Origin of the sequence: Verrucosispora sp. WMMD573 (genome assembly GCF_027497175.1) — a bacterium.
Lineage (GTDB): Bacteria > Actinomycetota > Actinomycetes > Mycobacteriales > Micromonosporaceae > Micromonospora.
Window position 1 is genome coordinate 3,217,558 of the sequence record NZ_CP114901.1, and the last position, 17,507, is coordinate 3,235,064.

General features: G+C 70.7%; 16 protein-coding genes. 10 read left to right on the forward strand and 6 right to left on the reverse strand.

Annotated features, from left to right (window positions below; genetic code table 11):
• Nucleotides 1-32: 32 nt before the first annotated feature.
• Nucleotides 33-863: a universal stress protein gene (locus O7601_RS14875; RefSeq protein WP_281566714.1), complete on the reverse strand. Its 831-nt coding sequence runs from the start codon at nt 861-863 to the stop codon at nt 33-35.
• A gap of 149 nt (nt 864-1,012) precedes the next feature.
• Between O7601_RS14875 and O7601_RS14880 the strand changes: the two genes are divergently transcribed.
• The 6 genes from O7601_RS14880 (at nt 1,013) to O7601_RS14905 (ending at nt 6,536) form a co-directional block, all read left to right on the forward strand.
• On the forward strand, nt 1,013-1,249 hold the full coding sequence (locus O7601_RS14880) for an HTH domain-containing protein (RefSeq protein WP_013732409.1): 237 nt from the start codon (nt 1,013-1,015) through the stop codon (nt 1,247-1,249).
• Nucleotides 1,249-1,827 carry a Clp protease N-terminal domain-containing protein gene (locus O7601_RS14885; protein ID WP_281566715.1) on the forward strand — a complete coding sequence of 193 codons (579 nt, stop codon included), beginning with the start codon at nt 1,249-1,251 and terminating at the stop codon, nt 1,825-1,827. Before O7601_RS14880 ends, O7601_RS14885 begins: the two co-directional genes overlap by 1 nt.
• A gap of 188 nt (nt 1,828-2,015) precedes the next feature.
• Nucleotides 2,016-3,011 (forward strand): diacylglycerol kinase family protein, encoded by a 996-nt coding sequence (locus tag O7601_RS14890; RefSeq protein WP_281566716.1) that lies wholly within the window; start codon nt 2,016-2,018, stop codon nt 3,009-3,011.
• A 149-nt stretch (nt 3,012-3,160) separates the two neighbouring features.
• Complete coding sequence (locus O7601_RS14895) at nt 3,161-4,177, forward strand: YihY/virulence factor BrkB family protein (RefSeq protein ID WP_281566717.1); 1,017 nt, start codon at nt 3,161-3,163, stop codon at nt 4,175-4,177.
• Nucleotides 4,178-4,249: 72 nt separating this feature from the next.
• On the forward strand, nt 4,250-5,740 hold the full coding sequence (locus tag O7601_RS14900; RefSeq protein WP_281566718.1) for a phosphatase PAP2 family protein: 1,491 nt from the start codon (nt 4,250-4,252) through the stop codon (nt 5,738-5,740).
• Nucleotides 5,741-5,747: 7 nt separating this feature from the next.
• Entirely contained in the window at nt 5,748-6,536 is a 789-nt protein-coding gene (locus O7601_RS14905; RefSeq protein WP_281566719.1) for an endonuclease/exonuclease/phosphatase family protein, read from the forward strand.
• Nucleotides 6,537-6,656: 120 nt separating this feature from the next.
• On the opposite strand, the gene O7601_RS14910 is transcribed toward O7601_RS14905, so the two are convergent.
• Complete coding sequence (locus tag O7601_RS14910; protein WP_281566720.1) at nt 6,657-7,619, reverse strand: TIGR03557 family F420-dependent LLM class oxidoreductase; 963 nt, start codon at nt 7,617-7,619, stop codon at nt 6,657-6,659.
• Nucleotides 7,620-7,963: 344 nt separating this feature from the next.
• Between O7601_RS14910 and O7601_RS14915 the strand changes: the two genes are divergently transcribed.
• Nucleotides 7,964-9,352, forward strand: a complete 1,389-nt coding sequence (locus O7601_RS14915) for a cellulase family glycosylhydrolase (RefSeq protein ID WP_281566721.1) — start codon at nt 7,964-7,966, stop codon at nt 9,350-9,352.
• 126 nt (nt 9,353-9,478) lie between these two features.
• On the opposite strand, the gene O7601_RS14920 is transcribed toward O7601_RS14915, so the two are convergent.
• A complete protein-coding gene (locus O7601_RS14920; RefSeq protein ID WP_281566722.1) occupies nt 9,479-9,904 on the reverse strand; it encodes a MerR family transcriptional regulator in 426 nt (141 codons plus the stop codon).
• A 170-nt stretch (nt 9,905-10,074) separates the two neighbouring features.
• Between O7601_RS14920 and O7601_RS14925 the strand changes: the two genes are divergently transcribed.
• A complete protein-coding gene (locus O7601_RS14925) occupies nt 10,075-10,635 on the forward strand; it encodes a hypothetical protein (RefSeq protein WP_281566723.1) in 561 nt (186 codons plus the stop codon).
• A gap of 179 nt (nt 10,636-10,814) precedes the next feature.
• Nucleotides 10,815-11,831 carry a sporulation protein gene (locus tag O7601_RS14930; RefSeq protein WP_281566724.1) on the forward strand — a complete coding sequence of 339 codons (1,017 nt, stop codon included), beginning with the start codon at nt 10,815-10,817 and terminating at the stop codon, nt 11,829-11,831.
• Between the two features lie 86 nt (nt 11,832-11,917).
• Here the strand turns inward: O7601_RS14930 and O7601_RS14935 are convergent, their stop codons facing one another.
• Nucleotides 11,918-12,295, reverse strand: a complete 378-nt coding sequence (locus tag O7601_RS14935; protein ID WP_210829439.1) for a hypothetical protein — start codon at nt 12,293-12,295, stop codon at nt 11,918-11,920.
• Between the two features lie 216 nt (nt 12,296-12,511).
• Nucleotides 12,512-14,554, reverse strand: a complete 2,043-nt coding sequence (locus O7601_RS14940) for a glycerophosphodiester phosphodiesterase family protein (protein WP_281566725.1) — start codon at nt 14,552-14,554, stop codon at nt 12,512-12,514.
• Nucleotides 14,555-14,726: 172 nt separating this feature from the next.
• On the opposite strand from O7601_RS14940, the gene O7601_RS14945 reads away from it, so the two are divergent.
• Complete coding sequence (locus O7601_RS14945) at nt 14,727-15,116, forward strand: hypothetical protein (protein ID WP_281566726.1); 390 nt, start codon at nt 14,727-14,729, stop codon at nt 15,114-15,116.
• Between the two features lie 102 nt (nt 15,117-15,218).
• Here O7601_RS14945 and O7601_RS14950 read toward each other — a convergent pair whose 3' ends face one another.
• A complete protein-coding gene (locus O7601_RS14950; protein ID WP_281566929.1) occupies nt 15,219-17,450 on the reverse strand; it encodes an AAA family ATPase in 2,232 nt (743 codons plus the stop codon).
• Nucleotides 17,451-17,507: the final 57 nt, after the last annotated feature.

Sequence of the window (17,507 nt, forward strand, 5' to 3'; positions counted from 1 at the left end):
GATCAGGGCCGTTGGTCCCGCCGGCCCGGGTGTCACGACCCGTGGAAGTCGGGTGTGTCGGTCACGCCCCGGATCACGAGCACCGGGGACGGGGCGTGGTAGAGCAGCGACTGGCTGACCGCGCCGAGCATCCCGCGCGACGGTTCCTCACCGCGGGCGGCGACCACCACGAGTTGCGCCGAGCGGGACTGGTCGACCAGCACGTCGTTGGGCTCGCCCCGGATGACGTGACACTCGACGGCGGCGTCGGGATGGCCGGCCCGGTGGCGGGACACCATCTCGCTGAGCCGTTCGGTGGCATCCTCGACGATGCCGTCGGAGTCGACCACCCAGATCGCCAGCAAGCGTGCCTGGTGCTGGGTGGCGCAGGTGAGCGCCCAGTCCAGCGCCATCTCGCCGGAGGCCGAACCGTCGACCCCGACCAGGACCGGGCCGGCGGGTGGGGGTTCCCGCCGGGCGACCAGCACCGGGCATTCAGCGCGGGCGGCCACCTGCACGGCGGGACTGTCCGCCGGGATGCAACGGTCGCAGTGGGCCATGCCGCCGTCGCCGACCACCACCAGGAAGGCGGACTCCGACCTGCGGACGAGGTTCGCCACCGCCGAGCCCTCGGCGATCTCGGCGGTGACCGCTACGCCCGGCTCGTTCTCGTTGGCCGTCGCGGTCGCCTCGGCGATCAACTGCTCTGCGGTCGCCCGGGAGCTGGAGACCGCTGGCGCGTCGAAGGCAGCCCAGTTGAAGGCGTGCAGCAGGTGCAGCCCGCGTCCGTGGGCGGCGGCGACCCGGGCGGCGAGGCGGGCCACCGGCAGGGCGTCCTCCGGGCCGACGCCGACGAGCACCGGCGCATCGCTGGCGGCGGCCATCCGCATCACCCCCGCAGCTGTGGCACCCGGCCTGCGTCTGAGGCTAGTCGCGCCGGTGCCGTCCCGGGGCGTGATCGCCGTACGGGTAGCCGGCCCGGTGGGTGTCAACTGGGGTTGACGCACTCGTGGTGTCAATGTAGGTTGACACGATGAGTCAGGCGACGGAACTCGCGGCGGCGGCCGGCAGCACCGACCCCCGGGTCGGTCTGCGTGCCGTCCGCGCCCTGCGCCGGCTGCTCGAACGGCTTGAGGTGGTCCAGGTCGACAACGCCCGACGACAGGGCTGGTCATGGCAGGAGATCGCCGACGCGCTCGAGGTCAGCCGGCAGGCGGTGCACAAGAAACATGCCGGGCGACCGGCGGTCGAATCCTCCTGGGAGGCGTGATGTTCGAACGATTCACCGACCGTTCCCGCACCGTCGTGCGGCGGGCACGCGAGGAGGCCCACGCCGAGGGGCGGCGGCCCGTCGGCACCGAGCATCTCCTGCTCGCCATCCTCGCCGACGGTGACGGCCTGGCCGTGCGGGTGCTCCGCGACGCGGGGGTCACCGACGACGACCTACGCGAGCGGATCCGCCGCCACACCGAGACCGGTGGCAGCGGCCTGGGCGAGGCCGACGCGGCGGCGCTGCGCGAGATCGGCATCGACCTGTCGGCCATCGTCGCCCGGATCGAGGAGTCGTTCGGCCCGGACGCCCTGCGCGAGGCGGTGCCGGCACCGCGCCGCCGATGGGGCCGACGGCGGCGGGCCGGTGGCCCCTTCTCCGACCGCGCGAAGAAGGCACTGGAGCTGTCGCTACGTGAGGCGATTCGGTTGCGTCACCACCACATCGGTACCGAACACATCCTGCTCGGCCTGCTGCGGGAGGGCAACGGACTCGCCGCGTTGGCGCTCACCGAGGCCGGGGTCGACCTGGCCGACGTACGCCACCGCGTCGAACTCGCCCTACGCGCCAGCGCATAACCCCACCCCTCCTCCCGAACCCCCTCGTCACAGATCTTGCAGTTTCGGTCGCCGAGATGCCCCTTCTCGCGGCTATTGCGCCGACGGAAAGTACAAGACCGCCGGGGGAGGTGGTGGTGGGGGGCGGGTGGGGCGAGGCGCGACGGTGTCGGGTCGCTGAACGCGGCACGGTGCTGCACACTGACGCGGTGAAAGCTGGACGGGACGAAGGGCCGCTGCGCAGCGCGGTGGTGGTCAATCCGGTGAAGGTGACCGACCTCGACGCGTTACGCCGTACCGTCGGCGACACGCTCGACGCGGCCGGCTGGCCGGAACCGCTGTGGTTCGAGACCACCCCCGACGATCCCGGTCGAGGCCAGACCGAGAAGGCCCTCGCCGCCGGGGTCGACGTGGTCTTCGCCTGCGGCGGCGACGGTACGGTGATGGCCTGCGTCGACGCCCTGGTGGGCAGCGAGGTGGCGCTCGCCGTGCTGCCCCAGGGCACCGGCAACCTGCTCGCGGCCAACCTGGGACTCTCCGACGAGCTGCCCGCCGGGCTGGCGGTGGCGATCGAGCGTGGTCGGCGCCTGCTCGACGTCGGTGAGGTGGACGGGCACCACTTCGCGGTGATGGCCGGCATGGGCTTCGACGCCCAGATGCTCGATGCCACCAGCGAGACGACCAAGCGCCGGATCGGCTGGCCCGCGTACGTGGTGGGAGCCGCACGACATCTGCGGGACCGGCCGATGCGGGTGCGGATCCGGTTGGACGACCAGGCACCGCTGCGCCGTCGCGCCCGTTCGGTGCTGGTCGCCAACGTCGGCCGGCTCCAGGGCGGGGTTACTTTGCTCACCGAGGCGGAGCCCGACGACGGGTACCTTGATGTCGCCGTGCTGACTCCGCGCACGCTACGGCACTGGTTCTCCCTCGGCTGGGCGGTGCTGCGCCGCCGTGACCGGGTGCCTCGGATGGAGGTGTACCGCGCCCGTCGAGTGGAGATAACCAGCAACCGGAGTCAGCCCCGGGAGCTGGACGGCGACCTGATCGAACCAGGCCGCGAGCTGCGGGTGCAGATTCGGCGGCGGGCGTTGTGGCTGTGCGTACCGCGACCGGAGCAGGCTCCCGACCTGGCCGAGGACGCGTCGGCCGCCGCCGAGCGGGGCGAACGCCTCGTCGAGGAGGGCCGAGGTGAGCGCGAGGAGTGAGCTTGCGAGCCCCGCAGTCGCGATCGAAGGGTGGCTCGGTGAGCGCGAGGAGTGAGCTTGCGAGCCCCGCAGTCGCGAACGGAGGGTGGCTCGGTGAGCGCGAGGAGTGAGCTTGCGAGCCCCGCAGTCGCGAACGAAGGGGCCGCACGGTGAGCAGCACCAAGATCGTGCCGGAGACCCGGCTGATGTCCGACGAGCAGCTCTGCGCCGACCATGCCTGGCAGACCCTGCGCCGGGAGGGCGGCTGGCACCTGTTGCGTGACGCCTTCACCCGGTTCCGCTACGGCGACGGGTTCAGTCACTCCCGAGCCTTCGCGTTCCAGCTCTGTCTCGCGGTGGTGCCGTTCCTGATCGCCCTCACCGGACTGATCTCCGAGCTGGGCGTGGCCGAGGGGGGTGAGGTGGTCGCCGACACGGTGCTGGCGTTGACGCCCGGCACCAGTGACGAGATGGTCGCCGAGCTGCTCGGCGGGGGCGACGACGCGGGCGCCGAGCAGGTCGAGGAGACCGGCGAGGTGGCGCTCGTCCTCGGTCTGATCACCGGTCTGGTCGCGCTGACCAGCACCATGGCCCAGATCGAGCGGGGCGCCAACCGCATCTACGGCGTCGAACGGGACCGGCCGGCGCTGTGGAAGTACCTGCGGGCGGCCGTGCTAGCCGTGAGCGCCGGCCTGCCGGCCCTCGCCGGGTTCCTCATCCTGGTCGGCGGGGGCCCGATGGGCGACTCGGTGGAACGCCACTACGCCTGGGGTGATCTCGCCAGCATGGTGTGGGATCTGGTGCGTTGGCCGCTCAGCCTCGGCCTGACGGTGCTAGCCGTCGCGGTGCTGTTTCGCCACGCGCCCCGACGCCACCAGCCCGGCCTGTCGTGGTTGTTGTTCGGCGCCGGCATCGCCACCGCGCTGTGGTGGCTGGCCAGCCTGGGGCTGGCCGGCTACGTGCGGTTCAGCGAGGACTTCGGACAGACCTACGGCGCGCTGGCCGGCATCATGGCGTTGCTGCTCTGGGCGAACCTCACCGGCATAGCGCTGTTCGGGGGGCTCTCGTTCGCGGCGCAGCTCGAGGCGGTACGCATCGGCGTGCAGGAGCCGGCGCAGCCGGACCTGTGGGAACCGAACGCGCAGCGGATCCCCGTGCACGACACCGGTGAGATGACGGCGCTCTGACCCACGGTGTCGCCGGGTGTACCGCGGCGGCGGACCGGGTACTGCGGCACGCCAGAAGCGAAGGAGGCTGCCGTGGGCGCGGTCAGGGACGTACTGCGACGACCCCTCGGACACTTCACCGAACGTACGCTCGCCGGCCTGGCGCTCGTGCTCGGTGCCGGGGTCGGATTCGGGTTGCTGCTGGTGCTGGTCCGGGTGCGGTGGTCACCGTTGTACGACGTGGACCACGGTGTCGCCGAGTGGCTCAACGACCAGATCGCGCCGATCGGGCCGCTGGTTACGGTACTCAACGCCATCACCGGCCTCGGTGGGCGCACGGTGATCATCTGGTTGGTGACCGTGGCCGTGGTCGGGCTGCTGATCCGCCGGCAGGGTCGACTCGCGGTGTTCCTGATCGTCACGGGCGTGGGCGCGCTGGTCCTCGACCCGTCGCTCAAGACGCTCGTCGACCGGTTGCGTCCCGAGGTGGAGGTGCCGATCGGCGCGTACGCGGGGCAGAGCTTCCCCAGCGGCCACGCGCTCGGGTCGATGGTGGCCTACGGCGCGCTGCTGCTGGTGTTCCTGCCGGCGATGGCACCCCGCTGGCGTCGGCCGGCGATGGCCCTGGTCGCCACCGTCGTGTTCCTGATCGGGTTCACCCGGGTCGCGCTCGGCGTGCACTTCCTCTCCGATGTGATCGGTGCCTGGCTGCTCGGCGCGGCCTGGCTGGGCGTCACCGCGTACGCCTTCCGGTTGTGGCGGTTGGAGCGGGGCCGGCCCGCGGTGCCGCTGACCGAGGGGTTGGAGCCGGAGGCCGGGCACGAGGTCGCGCCCGCGCCGGACGAGGAGAAGCTGCTGCCGCACGCCCGGGCCGGCGTCGCCGAGATCATCGTCGGCTGGGTGCTGGTGTTCGGCGCCCTGTACGGGTTCGGCATGTTCGTCAGCTATCACGCCGACAACACCTTCCTGGCCAGCCTCGACGAGACGGTGCCCAACTGGTTCGCCGAGCGGCGTACCGCCTCGCTCGACGATCTCAGCTGGTGGTGGAGCAAGGTCGGCGACACCCACGCCATCATGGCGATCTCGCTGGTCTTCTGCCCGCTGTTGCTGGCGATCTGGCGGCGTTGGCGGCCGGTGCTGTTCGTGGCGTTGACCATGTTCGGCGAGCTGACCCTCTTCCTGGCCAGCGCGGCGGCGGTGGACCGGCCGCGCCCGCCGGTGGAGAACCTGGACGGCCCGATGCCGACCTCGTCGTTCCCGTCCGGGCACATCGCGGCCAGCCTCTGCATCTGGGTGGCGATCGCCGTCATCGTCTTCCCGCGGACCGATCGATGGTGGCGGTGGGTCTTCGTGGTGCTCGCCGTGGTGATGCCGGTCGGGGTGGCGATCTCCCGGATGTACCGGGGCATGCACCACCCGACGGACTTCATGGGCGCGATCCTGCTCACCTCGCTCTGGATCGGGCTGTTGTACTGGGTGCTGCGCCCCAACGAGGACGTCCGGCAGGGCAACCAACCGGCCATCGAGTCGGAGGACGTGGACACGCTCGACGACGAGCTGGCTCGGGCCGGCCAGCCAGGCTGAGCCGGCCGTGCTGAGGGTGATGACCTGGAACATCCGCACCGGTGGCCGGGACCGTGGCGGTCCGGACCGGCGCGAGCTGGTGGCCCGGGTGATCGCCCAGCAGCGGCCGGACGTGCTCGCGTTGCAGGAGCTTGGTGGTTTCGACATCGCGGGCTTCGCCAGCGGCGTCGGGCTCCGCCCGTTCCTGGCCCGTTCCTGGTTGGGGCAACCGGTCGCGCTGCTGGTGGCCCCGCGGTGGCCGGTGCTGGCCGCCGCACCGGTACGTCGGCCGTTCCACCACGCGGCCCAACGCGTGGTGGTGGGCACCGACGCCGGTCCGCTGACGGTGCTCGGCACCCACCTCGACCCGTACTCGGGCACCCGACGGCTGGTCGAGGCGGGGTGGGCGGTCGCCGCGCTGCGCCCCAGCCACGACGGCCTGGCGCTGCTCGCCGGTGACCTGAACACCCTCGACCCGTACGCCGAGCACGCCGACCGGGTGGGTCGGCTACCGCCCGCGTACCGGCGTCGGCATCTGCGTCGGGACGGTCGGACGGTGGAGACCCGCGCGGTGGCCCGGCTGCTCGCCACCGGGCTGGTGGATCTCGGCGCGGACGCCGGCCCGACGGTGCCCACCGCCCACGGTGGTGCCGAGTTCCCCGACGTGCGCCTGGACTACCAGCTCGCCACCCCCACCCTGGCCACCCGCTGCGCACACGTGGGAGTCGTCCGCGACCCCGACACCGAGCACGCCTCCGACCACTACCCTCTGCTCGCCGAGTTCGCCCTCACCCCACCCGTCACAGGAGCAGATTGAGCAGCACGGTCAGGACGATCGAGGCGATGAGGGAAAAGAGAATCATCAGGAGGCAGCCGATGCCGCCGCCGGCGGGGCGGATCTCCGTGTTGCCGATGCGCATCGATCACTCCTCGTCGTTCACAGGTCGCGTAGGCGGGGGAGCAGTTCGTCCTGCGCCCAGTCGAGGAACATCGGTTGGGTGTCGCCGCCGACCTGGACCAGTGCCACGTGGGTGAAGCCGGCGTCGACGAACTTCTTGAACGCCGCCACGTGCTTGTCCACGTCCGGGCCGCAGGAGAGCTCGGCCGCCACGTCCTCCTCGCGGACGCTGCGGGTGGCCGCCGCGAAGGAGTCGGTGTCGGGCAGGTCGGAGTTGACCTTCCAGCCCAGTCCGAACCAGCGGAACTGGTCGTGGGCGATCTTGCGGCACTCGGCCTCGTCCGGTCCGTAGCAGACGGCCACCTGCCCGTAGCGCGGGCGTCCCGCCCCGCCGGCCTGCTCGTACATCTCGACCAGGTGCGGCTCCGGATCGGTGGCGATCATGCCGTCGGCGTACTCGGCGGCCAGGGTCGCCGACTGCCGGCCGGAGGCGGCCACCGCCATCGGCACCGGCGTGTCCGGGCGGTCCCAGAGGTAGGCGTCCGGCACGTCGAAGTGGTTGCCGGAGAAGGTGAGCGTCTCACCGTTCAGCAGCGGACGGATGATCTGCAACGCCTCCTCGAACATCTCGTGCCGCTGCTGCACGTGCGGCCAGCCGCCCACCACGTGCTCGTTGAGGTTCTCCCCGGCACCGAGGCCGAGGGTGAACCGACCGTCGGAGAGCACCCCCAGCGTCGACGCCTTCTGCGCCACCATCGCCGGGTGGTAGCGGCGGATCGGACAGGTGACGAACGACATGAGCGCCGCGCGGGAGGTGGCGTGTGCGACCGCGCCCAGCACCGACCAGGCGTACGGCGAGTGCCCCTGCGACTCCAGCCAGGGGTAGTAGTGGTCGGACATGACGAGGTGGTCGAAGCCGGCCGCCTCGGCCCGCACGGCGTGGTCGACGAGTTCCTTCGGACCTGCCTGCTCGCACATCAGGGTGTAGCCGATGCTGACCATTGACGTCTCCTTCGGGCCGGTGCGGGTCATTCCGGATACCCCGGCCGGGATCGGTCAACCCTGCCCGATGCTTGACGGTGTACCTGACCCGTGCCTACCGTTGTCTGAACCGGTTCAGATGCCGGCGTGGTGTGCATCCTGTGGTGGGGATGTCCGCGCCCGTGACGACTCGGTGTCTCCTGGGTCGTCACGGGTAGCCGGCGTACTGAACCGGTTGCTTTCGCCATCCCATCGGCATACGCTGATGCCTCGCCGGGTCTGAACGCGGCTGTCGGGCTGCAGCCGCTCACCTGTCACTCACCGCACCCCCTGGGCACGGGGGAGACACCTCCTGCGAGGAACGCATGAGAAAACTGTTCGCGGCCGTCGGCGCCGTTCTGCTGGCGACCGTCGCCGCAGTCTTCGCCTTCGGACCTTCGGCACACGCCGCCGCCGGCTTCACGGTCAGCAACGGGCGGCTCTACGACGCCAACGGCAACGAGTTCATCATGCGCGGGGTCAACCACGCGCACACCTGGTACACGAGCCAGACCAGTTCCTTTGCCAACATCAAAGCACTTGGCGCCAACTCGGTACGCGTCGTGCTCTCCAGCGGCGACCGGTGGACCCGGAACAGCGCCAGCGATGTGTCCAATGTGATCCAGCTCTGCAAGGCCAACCGGCTGATCTGCGTGCTGGAGGTGCACGACACCACCGGGTACGGGGAGCAGAGCGGCGCGATCACCCTGGACCGCGCGGTCGACTACTGGCTCAGTATCGCCAGCGCGCTGAACGGCCAGGAAGCGTACGTGATCGTCAACATCGGCAACGAGCCGTACGGCAACCAGAACTACTCGTCGTACGCCACCGACACGGCCAACGCGATCCGTCGGCTGCGCACCGGCGGCCTCACGCACACCATCATGGTGGACGCCCCGAACTGGGGTCAGGACTGGTCGTTCACCATGCGCGACAGCGCCCCCACGGTGTTCGCCGCCGACCCGGCCGGCAACACGGTCTTCTCGGTCCACATGTACGGCGTCTTCGACACCGCCGCGGAGATCAGCGACTACCTGGGTCGATTCCGCAGTCGTGGCCTGCCCATCGTGGTCGGCGAGTTCGGGCACAACCACTCCGACGGCAACCCCGACGAGGACGCCATCCTCTCCTACACCCAGGCCAACGGCATCGGTTGGTTGGGCTGGTCGTGGAGCGGCAACAGCGGTGGCGTGGAGTACCTCGACATGGCCACCAACTTCAACCCGAACCAGCTGACCAGCTGGGGCGAGCGGTTGTTCAACGGCACCAACGGCATCCGGCAGACCGCGCGACAGGCCAGCGTCTACGACTCGACCCCGCCGACCACGCCGCCGCCGTCGACCCCGCCACCGTCCACCCCGCCCCCGTCGACGCCGCCGCCCTCTACGCCGCCCCCGTCGACCCCGCCGCCGAGCGCCGGTTGCACGGCGACCTACTCGATCACCGGGCAGTGGCAGGGCGGCTTCCAGGGTGAGGTGCGGGTGACCGCGGGCGCCAGCGCCATCAACGGCTGGACGGTGCGCTGGACGTACGCCAACGGCCAGACGGTCACCCAGTCCTGGAACGCGACGGTGTCCAGCAGCGGTTCCACCGTGACCGCCCGCAACGTCTCCTACAACGGCCGTCTCGGCGCCGGGGCCAGCACTACCTTCGGCTTCCTCGGCAGCTGGAACGGCACCAACTCGGCCCCTGCGGTGGCCTGCACCGCAAGCTGACATCGCACCGTCGATGGCCGGGCCCGTGCGGGCCCGGCCATCTCTGCTTGTCGGGCCGTCCCGTCGACGGTGCGCCGGTGCCAGGGGCAGCAGGGTTCCGGCGTCGTACGACCCGGCGAAATGGGCTCAGTTGGACCCGTCGGATCCGCGAAAAGTGGGGGAGTGGGCCGGCTCGCCGGCAGTGTTGTTCACCGAATTCACCAGTTCGGTACATTCGGTGAGGTCCGGATGATCGCAGTCCAGAGCCTGAGAAATAATTGCCAGCGAGGCTTGCGAGTCGCTTATTCGTTGGCGCAGCAGTTTCTGCTGTTCCGTCAGCAGCTGCCGCCATACCGTCGGGTCGTCCTGATTGGTCAGCAGTGCCCGCAACTGGCTGAGGCTGAACCCGGCATCCTTGCCAAGGAGGATCAGGCCGACCTGGCCAGCGTGTTCTCGCTGGTAGCGGCGTCGCCCGTTGGGTTGCCGCTCGGGAGCGAGCAGACCCATCGCCTCCCAGTGCCGCAGTACGTGTGTAGCCAGGCCGAACCGGGCGGCCAACTCGCCGATAGTCATCGATCGCCCACCAGATCTTGACTTCATGTCAGCATTAACTTGCATCATTGTCATTGGCGTCAAGCCGCGGCGGCCGATTCCCGGAAAAGCGATGGAAGCCTTGACAAGTGGAGGCGTCAGTGCAGTTGTTGCGTCAATCGGGTCATGCGAGGTTGCGGGCGGTACTGACCATGCTGGTCGTACTCGCCGCGGCAATCGGGGTCAACCTGGCGGCGTCGTCGCCGGCCAGCGCGGCGACCACGACCATCTGCAAGAGTTCCCCGGTACCGGCCGGCTACGTGATCATCGCCGAGGGGTCGTCGAGCTCCTGCCCGTACGCATACCCGAACACCTGGACCATCACCACTCCGTCCACCACCGGCACCACCACGGTCTGCAAGGTGTCGACCATTCCGGCCGGCTACGTCATGCTCAGCGAGGGCAATTCCACGCAGTGCCCGTACGCGTGGCCGAACACGATGACCATTCGGATTCCGTCCACGACCACCACCACCGTGGTATGCAAGGCCGGGCCGCTGCCGGACGGCTACGTGATTCTGGCCCAGGGCAACTCCACCCAGTGTCCGTACGCGTGGCCGAACACCTGGACCATCCGTATCCCGTCCGCCAGCGGCACCACCGTCGTCTGCGGGGTCTCGCCCGTTCCGTCGGGCTACGTCGTGGTCGGTACCGGATACTCCAGCCAGTGTCCGTACTCCTCGCCGAACACCAAGAGCATTCGGCGTCCCTGACGGTAGCGCGTGCAGCCGGGCGGCCCGGGTTCGGGCCGCCCGGCCAGTCGGCGTCCGGCGCACCAGGAGGCACCGGGATCGCCGGTTTTCAGCGACCTCACAGGCCCATTCGATAAGGTGCGCTGGTCCGCGTCCGGTCCCGCATGGGAGTTCGGGCACCAGACCCCGCAGGAGTACCGATGGTCTTCAAGAAGATGCTGAGCGCGTTGGGCGTGGGCGGTCCCAGTGTGGACACCGTCCTGGCCAACCCGAACACCCGGCCTGGCCTGGCCCTCGACGGTCAGGTCAACCTGCTCGGTGGGGACGCCGCGGCGGACATCGAGCACATCGCCATCGGTCTGGTCACCCGGGTGGAGATCGGTGAGCAGGCCGGTGTGATGGAGTTCCACCGCCAGGTGGTCAGCGGGCCGCTGCAACTCGCGCCGAAGCAGGCGCTGTCCATCCCGTTCCAGCTTCCGCTGCCCTGGGAGACCCCAATCACCGCCGTGTACGGCCAGCGGCTGCCCGGCATGTCGCTGGGGCTGCGCACCGAGCTGGCGATCGCCCGCGCGGTCGACAAGGGCGACCTGGACGAGATCAACGTGCACCCGCTGCCGGTGCAGGAGCGCATCCTGGAGGCGTTCCTCCAGCTCGGCTTCCAGTTCAAGAAGGCCGACCTGGAGCGGGGTGTGATCCACGGGGTGCAGCAGACCCTGCCGTTCTACCAGGAGATCGAGTTCTTCGCCGGGCCGCAGTACGCGCAGACCATCAACGAACTCGAACTGACCTTCGTCACCAACCCGCACGGCGTCGACGTGGTGCTGGAATGCGACAAGCGCGGCGGCTTCCTGGCGCCCGGCCACGATGTCTTCGGCCGCTACCAGGTGGCGCACACCGACGCGGAGCGCTCCGACTGGGTGCAGGTGGTCGACGGCTGGTTGCAGGAGACGATCGGCCGCTTCGGTGCCATGCGCGCCCAGGCGTTCGGCCCGCAGGGCTACGGCGGCGCGCAGAAGTTCGGCCACCCGCATCAGCGCCGGGGCTCCGGCATGGGTGGGGTGGTGGCCGGCGCCGCGCTGGGTGCCGCCGGTGGCATGCTCGCCGGCCACATGATCGGTAACGCGTTCGAGGGAGCCGAGGACGACGTGACCGAGGCCGCCGGTGACTTCGGTGGCGACTTCGGTGGCGGTGACTTCGGCGGCTTCGAGGAGTTCTAGGCACGACCTGACGGTGGCCCTTCGGGAGAGATCCCGAAGGGCCACCGTGCGTACGCGGGCCGGTAGCGGCCCCGCCGGTGCGGAGGTCACCGCCCCCGCTTGCGCTCCTCACCGGAACGCTTGGCGCTGCCGGCCTTGGCCAGACCACGGCTGCCCAGGTAACCGAGGGTCAGCAGGGTGATGAAGAACCACGCCTGGCCGGGGTTGTTCAGGTTCAGGCCGTACGAGCTGGTGCCACGCCAGAAGGCGGCGATGACCACGGTGGTGACGGCAGCGGCGTAGATCCAGAACTCGGTGGTCAGGAACGCCTGCTTCGTCTCCGTACCCGGTGCCGGCATCGGCTCCCGGTGCCCGTCCTGCATCATCGGCATCTGACGGGTCGGTGCCTCCTGCATGGCCGCACGGTTCTGTACGTCCTGCGCCGGGCGGTTCATCGGCCTGGTAGATGCAGCCTGCGTGCTCATCTGTCCTCCTCAGGATTGATGAGTCGTAACCTGCGACCCTCGCCCCGCTACCGCGTGTCGGCCACGGCGCGGTTCGCACACTTGGCGGGGACACCCCGCGTCTACCCCTGCCGGCGGGGACAGTAACGCCGTCCAGTCCGCGATTCCCGCCCAGGTCGCCCGCTCGGCGCTCCGCCTGCGCGCGCGGCGCACAACGTACGCCGCCCGCGCGGAGACTCACCGCAGACCGTTGCGGATGGCCACGCCGACCAGCAGATCCGGGTCGTCGGTGATGATGCCGTCGACTCCGAGGTCGATCACCCGTTGCATCACCGCGGCGTCGTTGACGGTGTAGGGGATCACCTTCAGGCCGTACCGGGCCTGGAGGGTGCGTACGTCCGGCCCGTGGAAGTACGTCGGGTCCTGCCGCAGGTACCAGTCCGGGTGGGTGACGGAACCCTGCGCCGGGTCGTGCACCTGCCAGTTCGCCGAGACCGTGGCAGCGCCGGCCGCCCGGGTGAGCTTGCCCAGGTTCCGGTACTTCCACCAGTCCAGTCCGGCGGTCCACGGGCTCTTGACCGACGGGTCGCCGTACGCCGCCCGCAGCGAGCACTCGTCGGCCAGGCCGGCACACTCCGCCGGCCCGTACTGCCAGACCAGGGCGACCGTCTCGATCCGCCGGTCCAGGTGCCGGGCGTAGGTGATGGTGCGCCAGTCGAACGACTGGACGGTGACCCGGCTGGTGAGGCCGGCGCGCTGCACGGCGGTGACCAGCTTACGGGTGAAGCTGCGGTACGGCTCGGTGTCGTCCACCAACGGGCTGATCTTCGTCTCGATGTTGAACCGGATGTCCGTCCGGCCGCTGGCCTTCACCAGCGCGAAGACCTCCTCCAGGGTGGGGATCCGGGCGCCCGGGGCGGGCACCTGGTCGGGCATGTCGGCGGCGGTCTTCGTGCCACAGTCGAGGGTCTTGAGCTGCGCGAGACTGAGCGAGTGCACCAGCTTGCCCACGTACGGGAACTGCGGGTCGCGCGGCCGTACCGGTGCGGTGTCGAGACAGTGCGAACCGTTGACGGTACGGTCGTGCAGCACGACCAGCCGGCCGTCGGAGGTCACGCCGGTGTCCAGTTCCAGGGTGGAGATCGCCGGGTTGGCCAGGGCGTTGGCGAAGGCGGGCAGGGTGTTCTCAGGTCGAGTCGCCCGGCCGCCGCGGTGCGCCTGAATGTCGAACGGCGAGGCGTACGCCCGTGGGAGCCGGTAGCCGCGCTGCGCGAGCAGCGTACGCAGCCGGTCCGGGTAGTCGGTGATGATGCCGTCCACCCCGTCGTCGATCAGCTTGGCCATGGTCGGCACGTCGTTCACCGTCCACGGGATCACCCGGATGCCGTTGCGGTGCGCGTGGGTCACCACCTCCCGCGTCACGTACGGCCGGTAGCCGGGGTCGGTGACGGTGCCGTTCTGCGGGAAGCCGTGCACCGGTGAGAAGGCGGTGACGCCCAGGCTGCGGATCGCCCGGATCGGGTCGCCGCCGAAGTCGTCGATGTCCAGCCCACCCAGCCACGGGGAGGCACCCGGCTGTCCGACCTGGAGGAAGTCGTAGTTGGTGAGCGCCACCAGCGGCAGCCGCGGCTCGACCTGACGCATCCGCTTGAGCGCGCCCCAGTCGAAGCTCTGGATGGTCACCTGCCGCAGCAGCCCGGCGGCCCGGATCTCCTTCGCGGTGACCTGGACGAACTGCTCCCGTGGCGCGGTCTCGCTCGGCGCTCCCGCCTCCACCTTGGTCTCGATGTTGAGCGTCACGTCGTTGGCCCGGTACCGCTTGACCAGGGCGAAGACCTCACTCAGCAGCGGCATCCGGGCACCCGGCACGGCGAGTTGGCCGGGCCGGTCCGGCAGCGTACGCGAGCCGCAGTCGAGGGTGCGCACCTGCGCCAGGGTCAACGTGTTGACGTACTTGCCGACGTACGGGAACTCGGGGTCACCGGGTACGACCGGGGCGGTGTCGGTGCACTTCGCGGCGCTGACCCGCCGGTCGTGGGTGACCACGGCCCGTCGGTCCTCGGTGATCTGAACGTCCAGTTCGAGGGTGCTCACCCCGAGCTGGAGGGCGTTGCCGAACGACGCCAGGCTGCTCTCCACCCGCAACCCGAGTCCGCCGCGGTGGGCCTGTAGGTCGAAGTCCCGGTCTGGTCGCGGATGTGCCGCGGCGGGTGCCGCCAGCATGGTCGTCACGATCGTCGCGGCCAGGGCCGCGACGGCGGTACGGCGTACGGTGCGCACGCTGTCCTCTCCCTCCTGCGGGGATCTCCCGCCGAATCCGCTGCACAGCATCGGCAGCCGGCGCGGCGGGCAGGCAAGCGCAGTGCGACGGCCCGGTGAACCGGTGGTGCGGGTTTGCCGTGCCGGTCACCGGGCACGCACCGAGACCGACCCTTCAGCGAGGTGATGAATCGTGCGTGAGGACGAGATGCGACAGGACGCCGCCCGCCGGGCCGAGGAGCGGATCGCCGGCGGCGTGTACGGCGAAGGTGCCCTGGACGAGGTGACCGTGCCGCCGACCGACGTGGAGAGCCAGTTGCAGCGCGACGACCCGGACGACCCGGCGGACGTGCCGATCGACCCGAATGTGCTGCGCGACGGCGGGCCGACGGGCGGCCAGGGCGCGATCACCACGACCGGTGGCACCGCCGGCCCGGCCAGCGCCCGTCGGGTGGCCCGCCATCGCGGCAAGGTCGCCCCGACGACCACCGGCGACGCCACCACCGGCGGCCTGACCACCCCACCCGCCGGCCCCACAAGCGACAACTCCACCCCCACCACCCACCAAGGCAACTTCGAATAACCACCCGCCCACCCCGGGCCTCACCCCGTCCCACCTTGTTGATCATGAGGTTAGCGGTGAGTTTGATCTCTGTGCGTGCCGCTAACCTCATGATCAACGCCGTCAAGCGGTCGGGCGGGTGGGGGTGAGGGTGGTTAGGCGTTGGGTGGCGCGGGTGAGGGCTACGTAGAGGTCGCTGGGGCCTCGGGGGGACTCGGCGATGATGCGGTCGGGGTCGACCACGACGACCGAGTCGAATTCCAGGCCCTTGGCCTCGGCGACGGTCAGCACCACCACCCGGCTCTCCAGCTCCGGTTGCTCACCGACGGCCGCCTCGGGCAGTGCCGTCGTCAGCGCGGGACCGAGGTCGTCGAGCCGGCCGGCCGGGACGATCACCCCGAGCCGCCCGTCGGTCAGCCCGGCCGCCTCGGCGGTGGCGAGCGCCACCAGCTCCGCGCCGAGCGACTCCGCCGGCACCGCCCGCTGCTGTGGCGGGAAGCCGCTGGAGCGTACGGCGCGGGGCGGACGTAGTGCCGGATCGATCTCGGCCAGCACCTCCGCGGCCACCTCCATGATCTCGGCTGGGGTGCGGTAGCTGACGGTCAGCTCGGTCAGCCGCCACCGGTCCGCCACGTACGGCGCCAGCGCCTCCGCCCACGACGGTGTGCCGGCCAGCGCACCGGTCTGCGCCACGTCACCCACTATGGTCATCGAACGGCTCGGGCAGCGGCGCATCAGCAGCCGCCACGCCATCGGCGACAACTCCTGCGCCTCGTCGACGATGACGTGGCCGAACGCCCACCCTCGGTCGGCCGCCGCGCGCTGGGCGGTGGTGAGCCGGTCCGCCTCCTCCTGCCGCTCCAGCAGCCGGTCGGCGTCGAGCAGGTCGGTCACCCCGAGGATCTCGCCGCCCTCGGCCTCGTCCTCCACGTCGATCGAGCGGGAACCGCGGGCGATCTCCAGCACACCCTCGGCGTACTCGCGTTGCAGGGCCCGGATCCGGTCCCGGCGGGCGGCGGCGGCCCGGTCGTCCTCGCCGAGCAGCTCCGCCGCCTCGTCGAGCAGGGGCACGTCCGCCGGTGTCCAGCCGCCCGGCTCGCGGTGCAACGCGGCCCGCTCCGCGTCGGTGAGCATGGGCGCGGCGGTGTCGATGCGCTCGGGCGCCGCGTACAGGTCGGCGAGCAGGCGCTGCGGCGTGAGCACCGGCCACAGCTCGTCCAGGGCCGCCCGTACCTCCGGCTCCTCGCGCAGTTCCCGGCGGATCTCGGCGCGGTCGGCCTCTTCGAGCAGGTTCTCCCCGCCCAGCGGGTCGGCACCGATGCGTTCGGCCACCTGGTCGGCGAGCGCGTGGATGACCTCGATGTCGAAGACCGCGCGGGCCAGGTTGTGCGGCCGGCCGCTTCGCCGAGCCCGGTCCCGCGCCGCCCGCACGGTGGCCGGGTCGAGGACGAGGACCTCCCGTTGCGGCAGCTCGATCTCCACCGGCTCGTCGGGCACCCGTTGCCGATCGCGTACGGCGGCGGCCAGCACCTCGACCATCGTCAGGCGGCCCTTCAGGGCGGCGGTGGTGGCCGGCTCGGCCCGGTGGGCGCTGACGCCCGGGAAAAGATCGCCCTGGGTACGCAGCAGCACGCCCGTCTCGGCCAGCGCGGGCAGCACCTGCGAGATGTACCGCAGGAACGTCACGTTCGGGCCGACCAGCAGCACACCCCGGGTCGACAGTTCCCGCCGGTGGGTGTAGAGCAGGTACGCGGCCCGGTGCAGCGCGACGGCGGTCTTGCCGGTGCCGGGGCCGCCCTGTACCACCAGCACGCCCGGCAGGTCGGCCCGGATGATTCGGTCCTGCTCGGCCTGGATGGTCTCGACGATGTCCCGCATCCGGCCGGTGCGCCCGGCGTTCAGCGCGGCCAGCAGCGACGCCTCACCGGTCAGCTCCTCGTGGGCGGTGGGGGAGGCGGTGGCCAGGTCGAGCACCTCGTCGTTGAGGCCGACCACCTTCCGCTGCCGGGTACGCAGGTGCCGACGCCGCCGGATGCCCTGCGGGTTGGCGGCGGTGGCGAGGTAGAAGGCGCGGGCGGCCGGGGCACGCCAGTCCATCAGCAGCGGCTCGTAGTCACCTTCGGTGTCGAAGATGCCGATCCGGCCGATGTAGTGGCGCTGGTCGCTGTCGGTGTCCAGCCGGCCGAAACAAAGACCGTTCTCCACCGCCGAGAACTGCTCGACCTGGTCGGCGTACATGCGTACCGAGCTGTCGCGTTGTGAGCGGGCCTGCAACGTGCCACCGCCGGACCTCAGTTGCTCGGTCAACCGCGTCGCCGCCTGGTCACGTAGGTCGTCGAGGCGCTGGTAGAGCATCGAGACGTACTCCTGCTCGCGGCCGATCTCGTCGTCGGACGGCGAACCGCCGGAGTG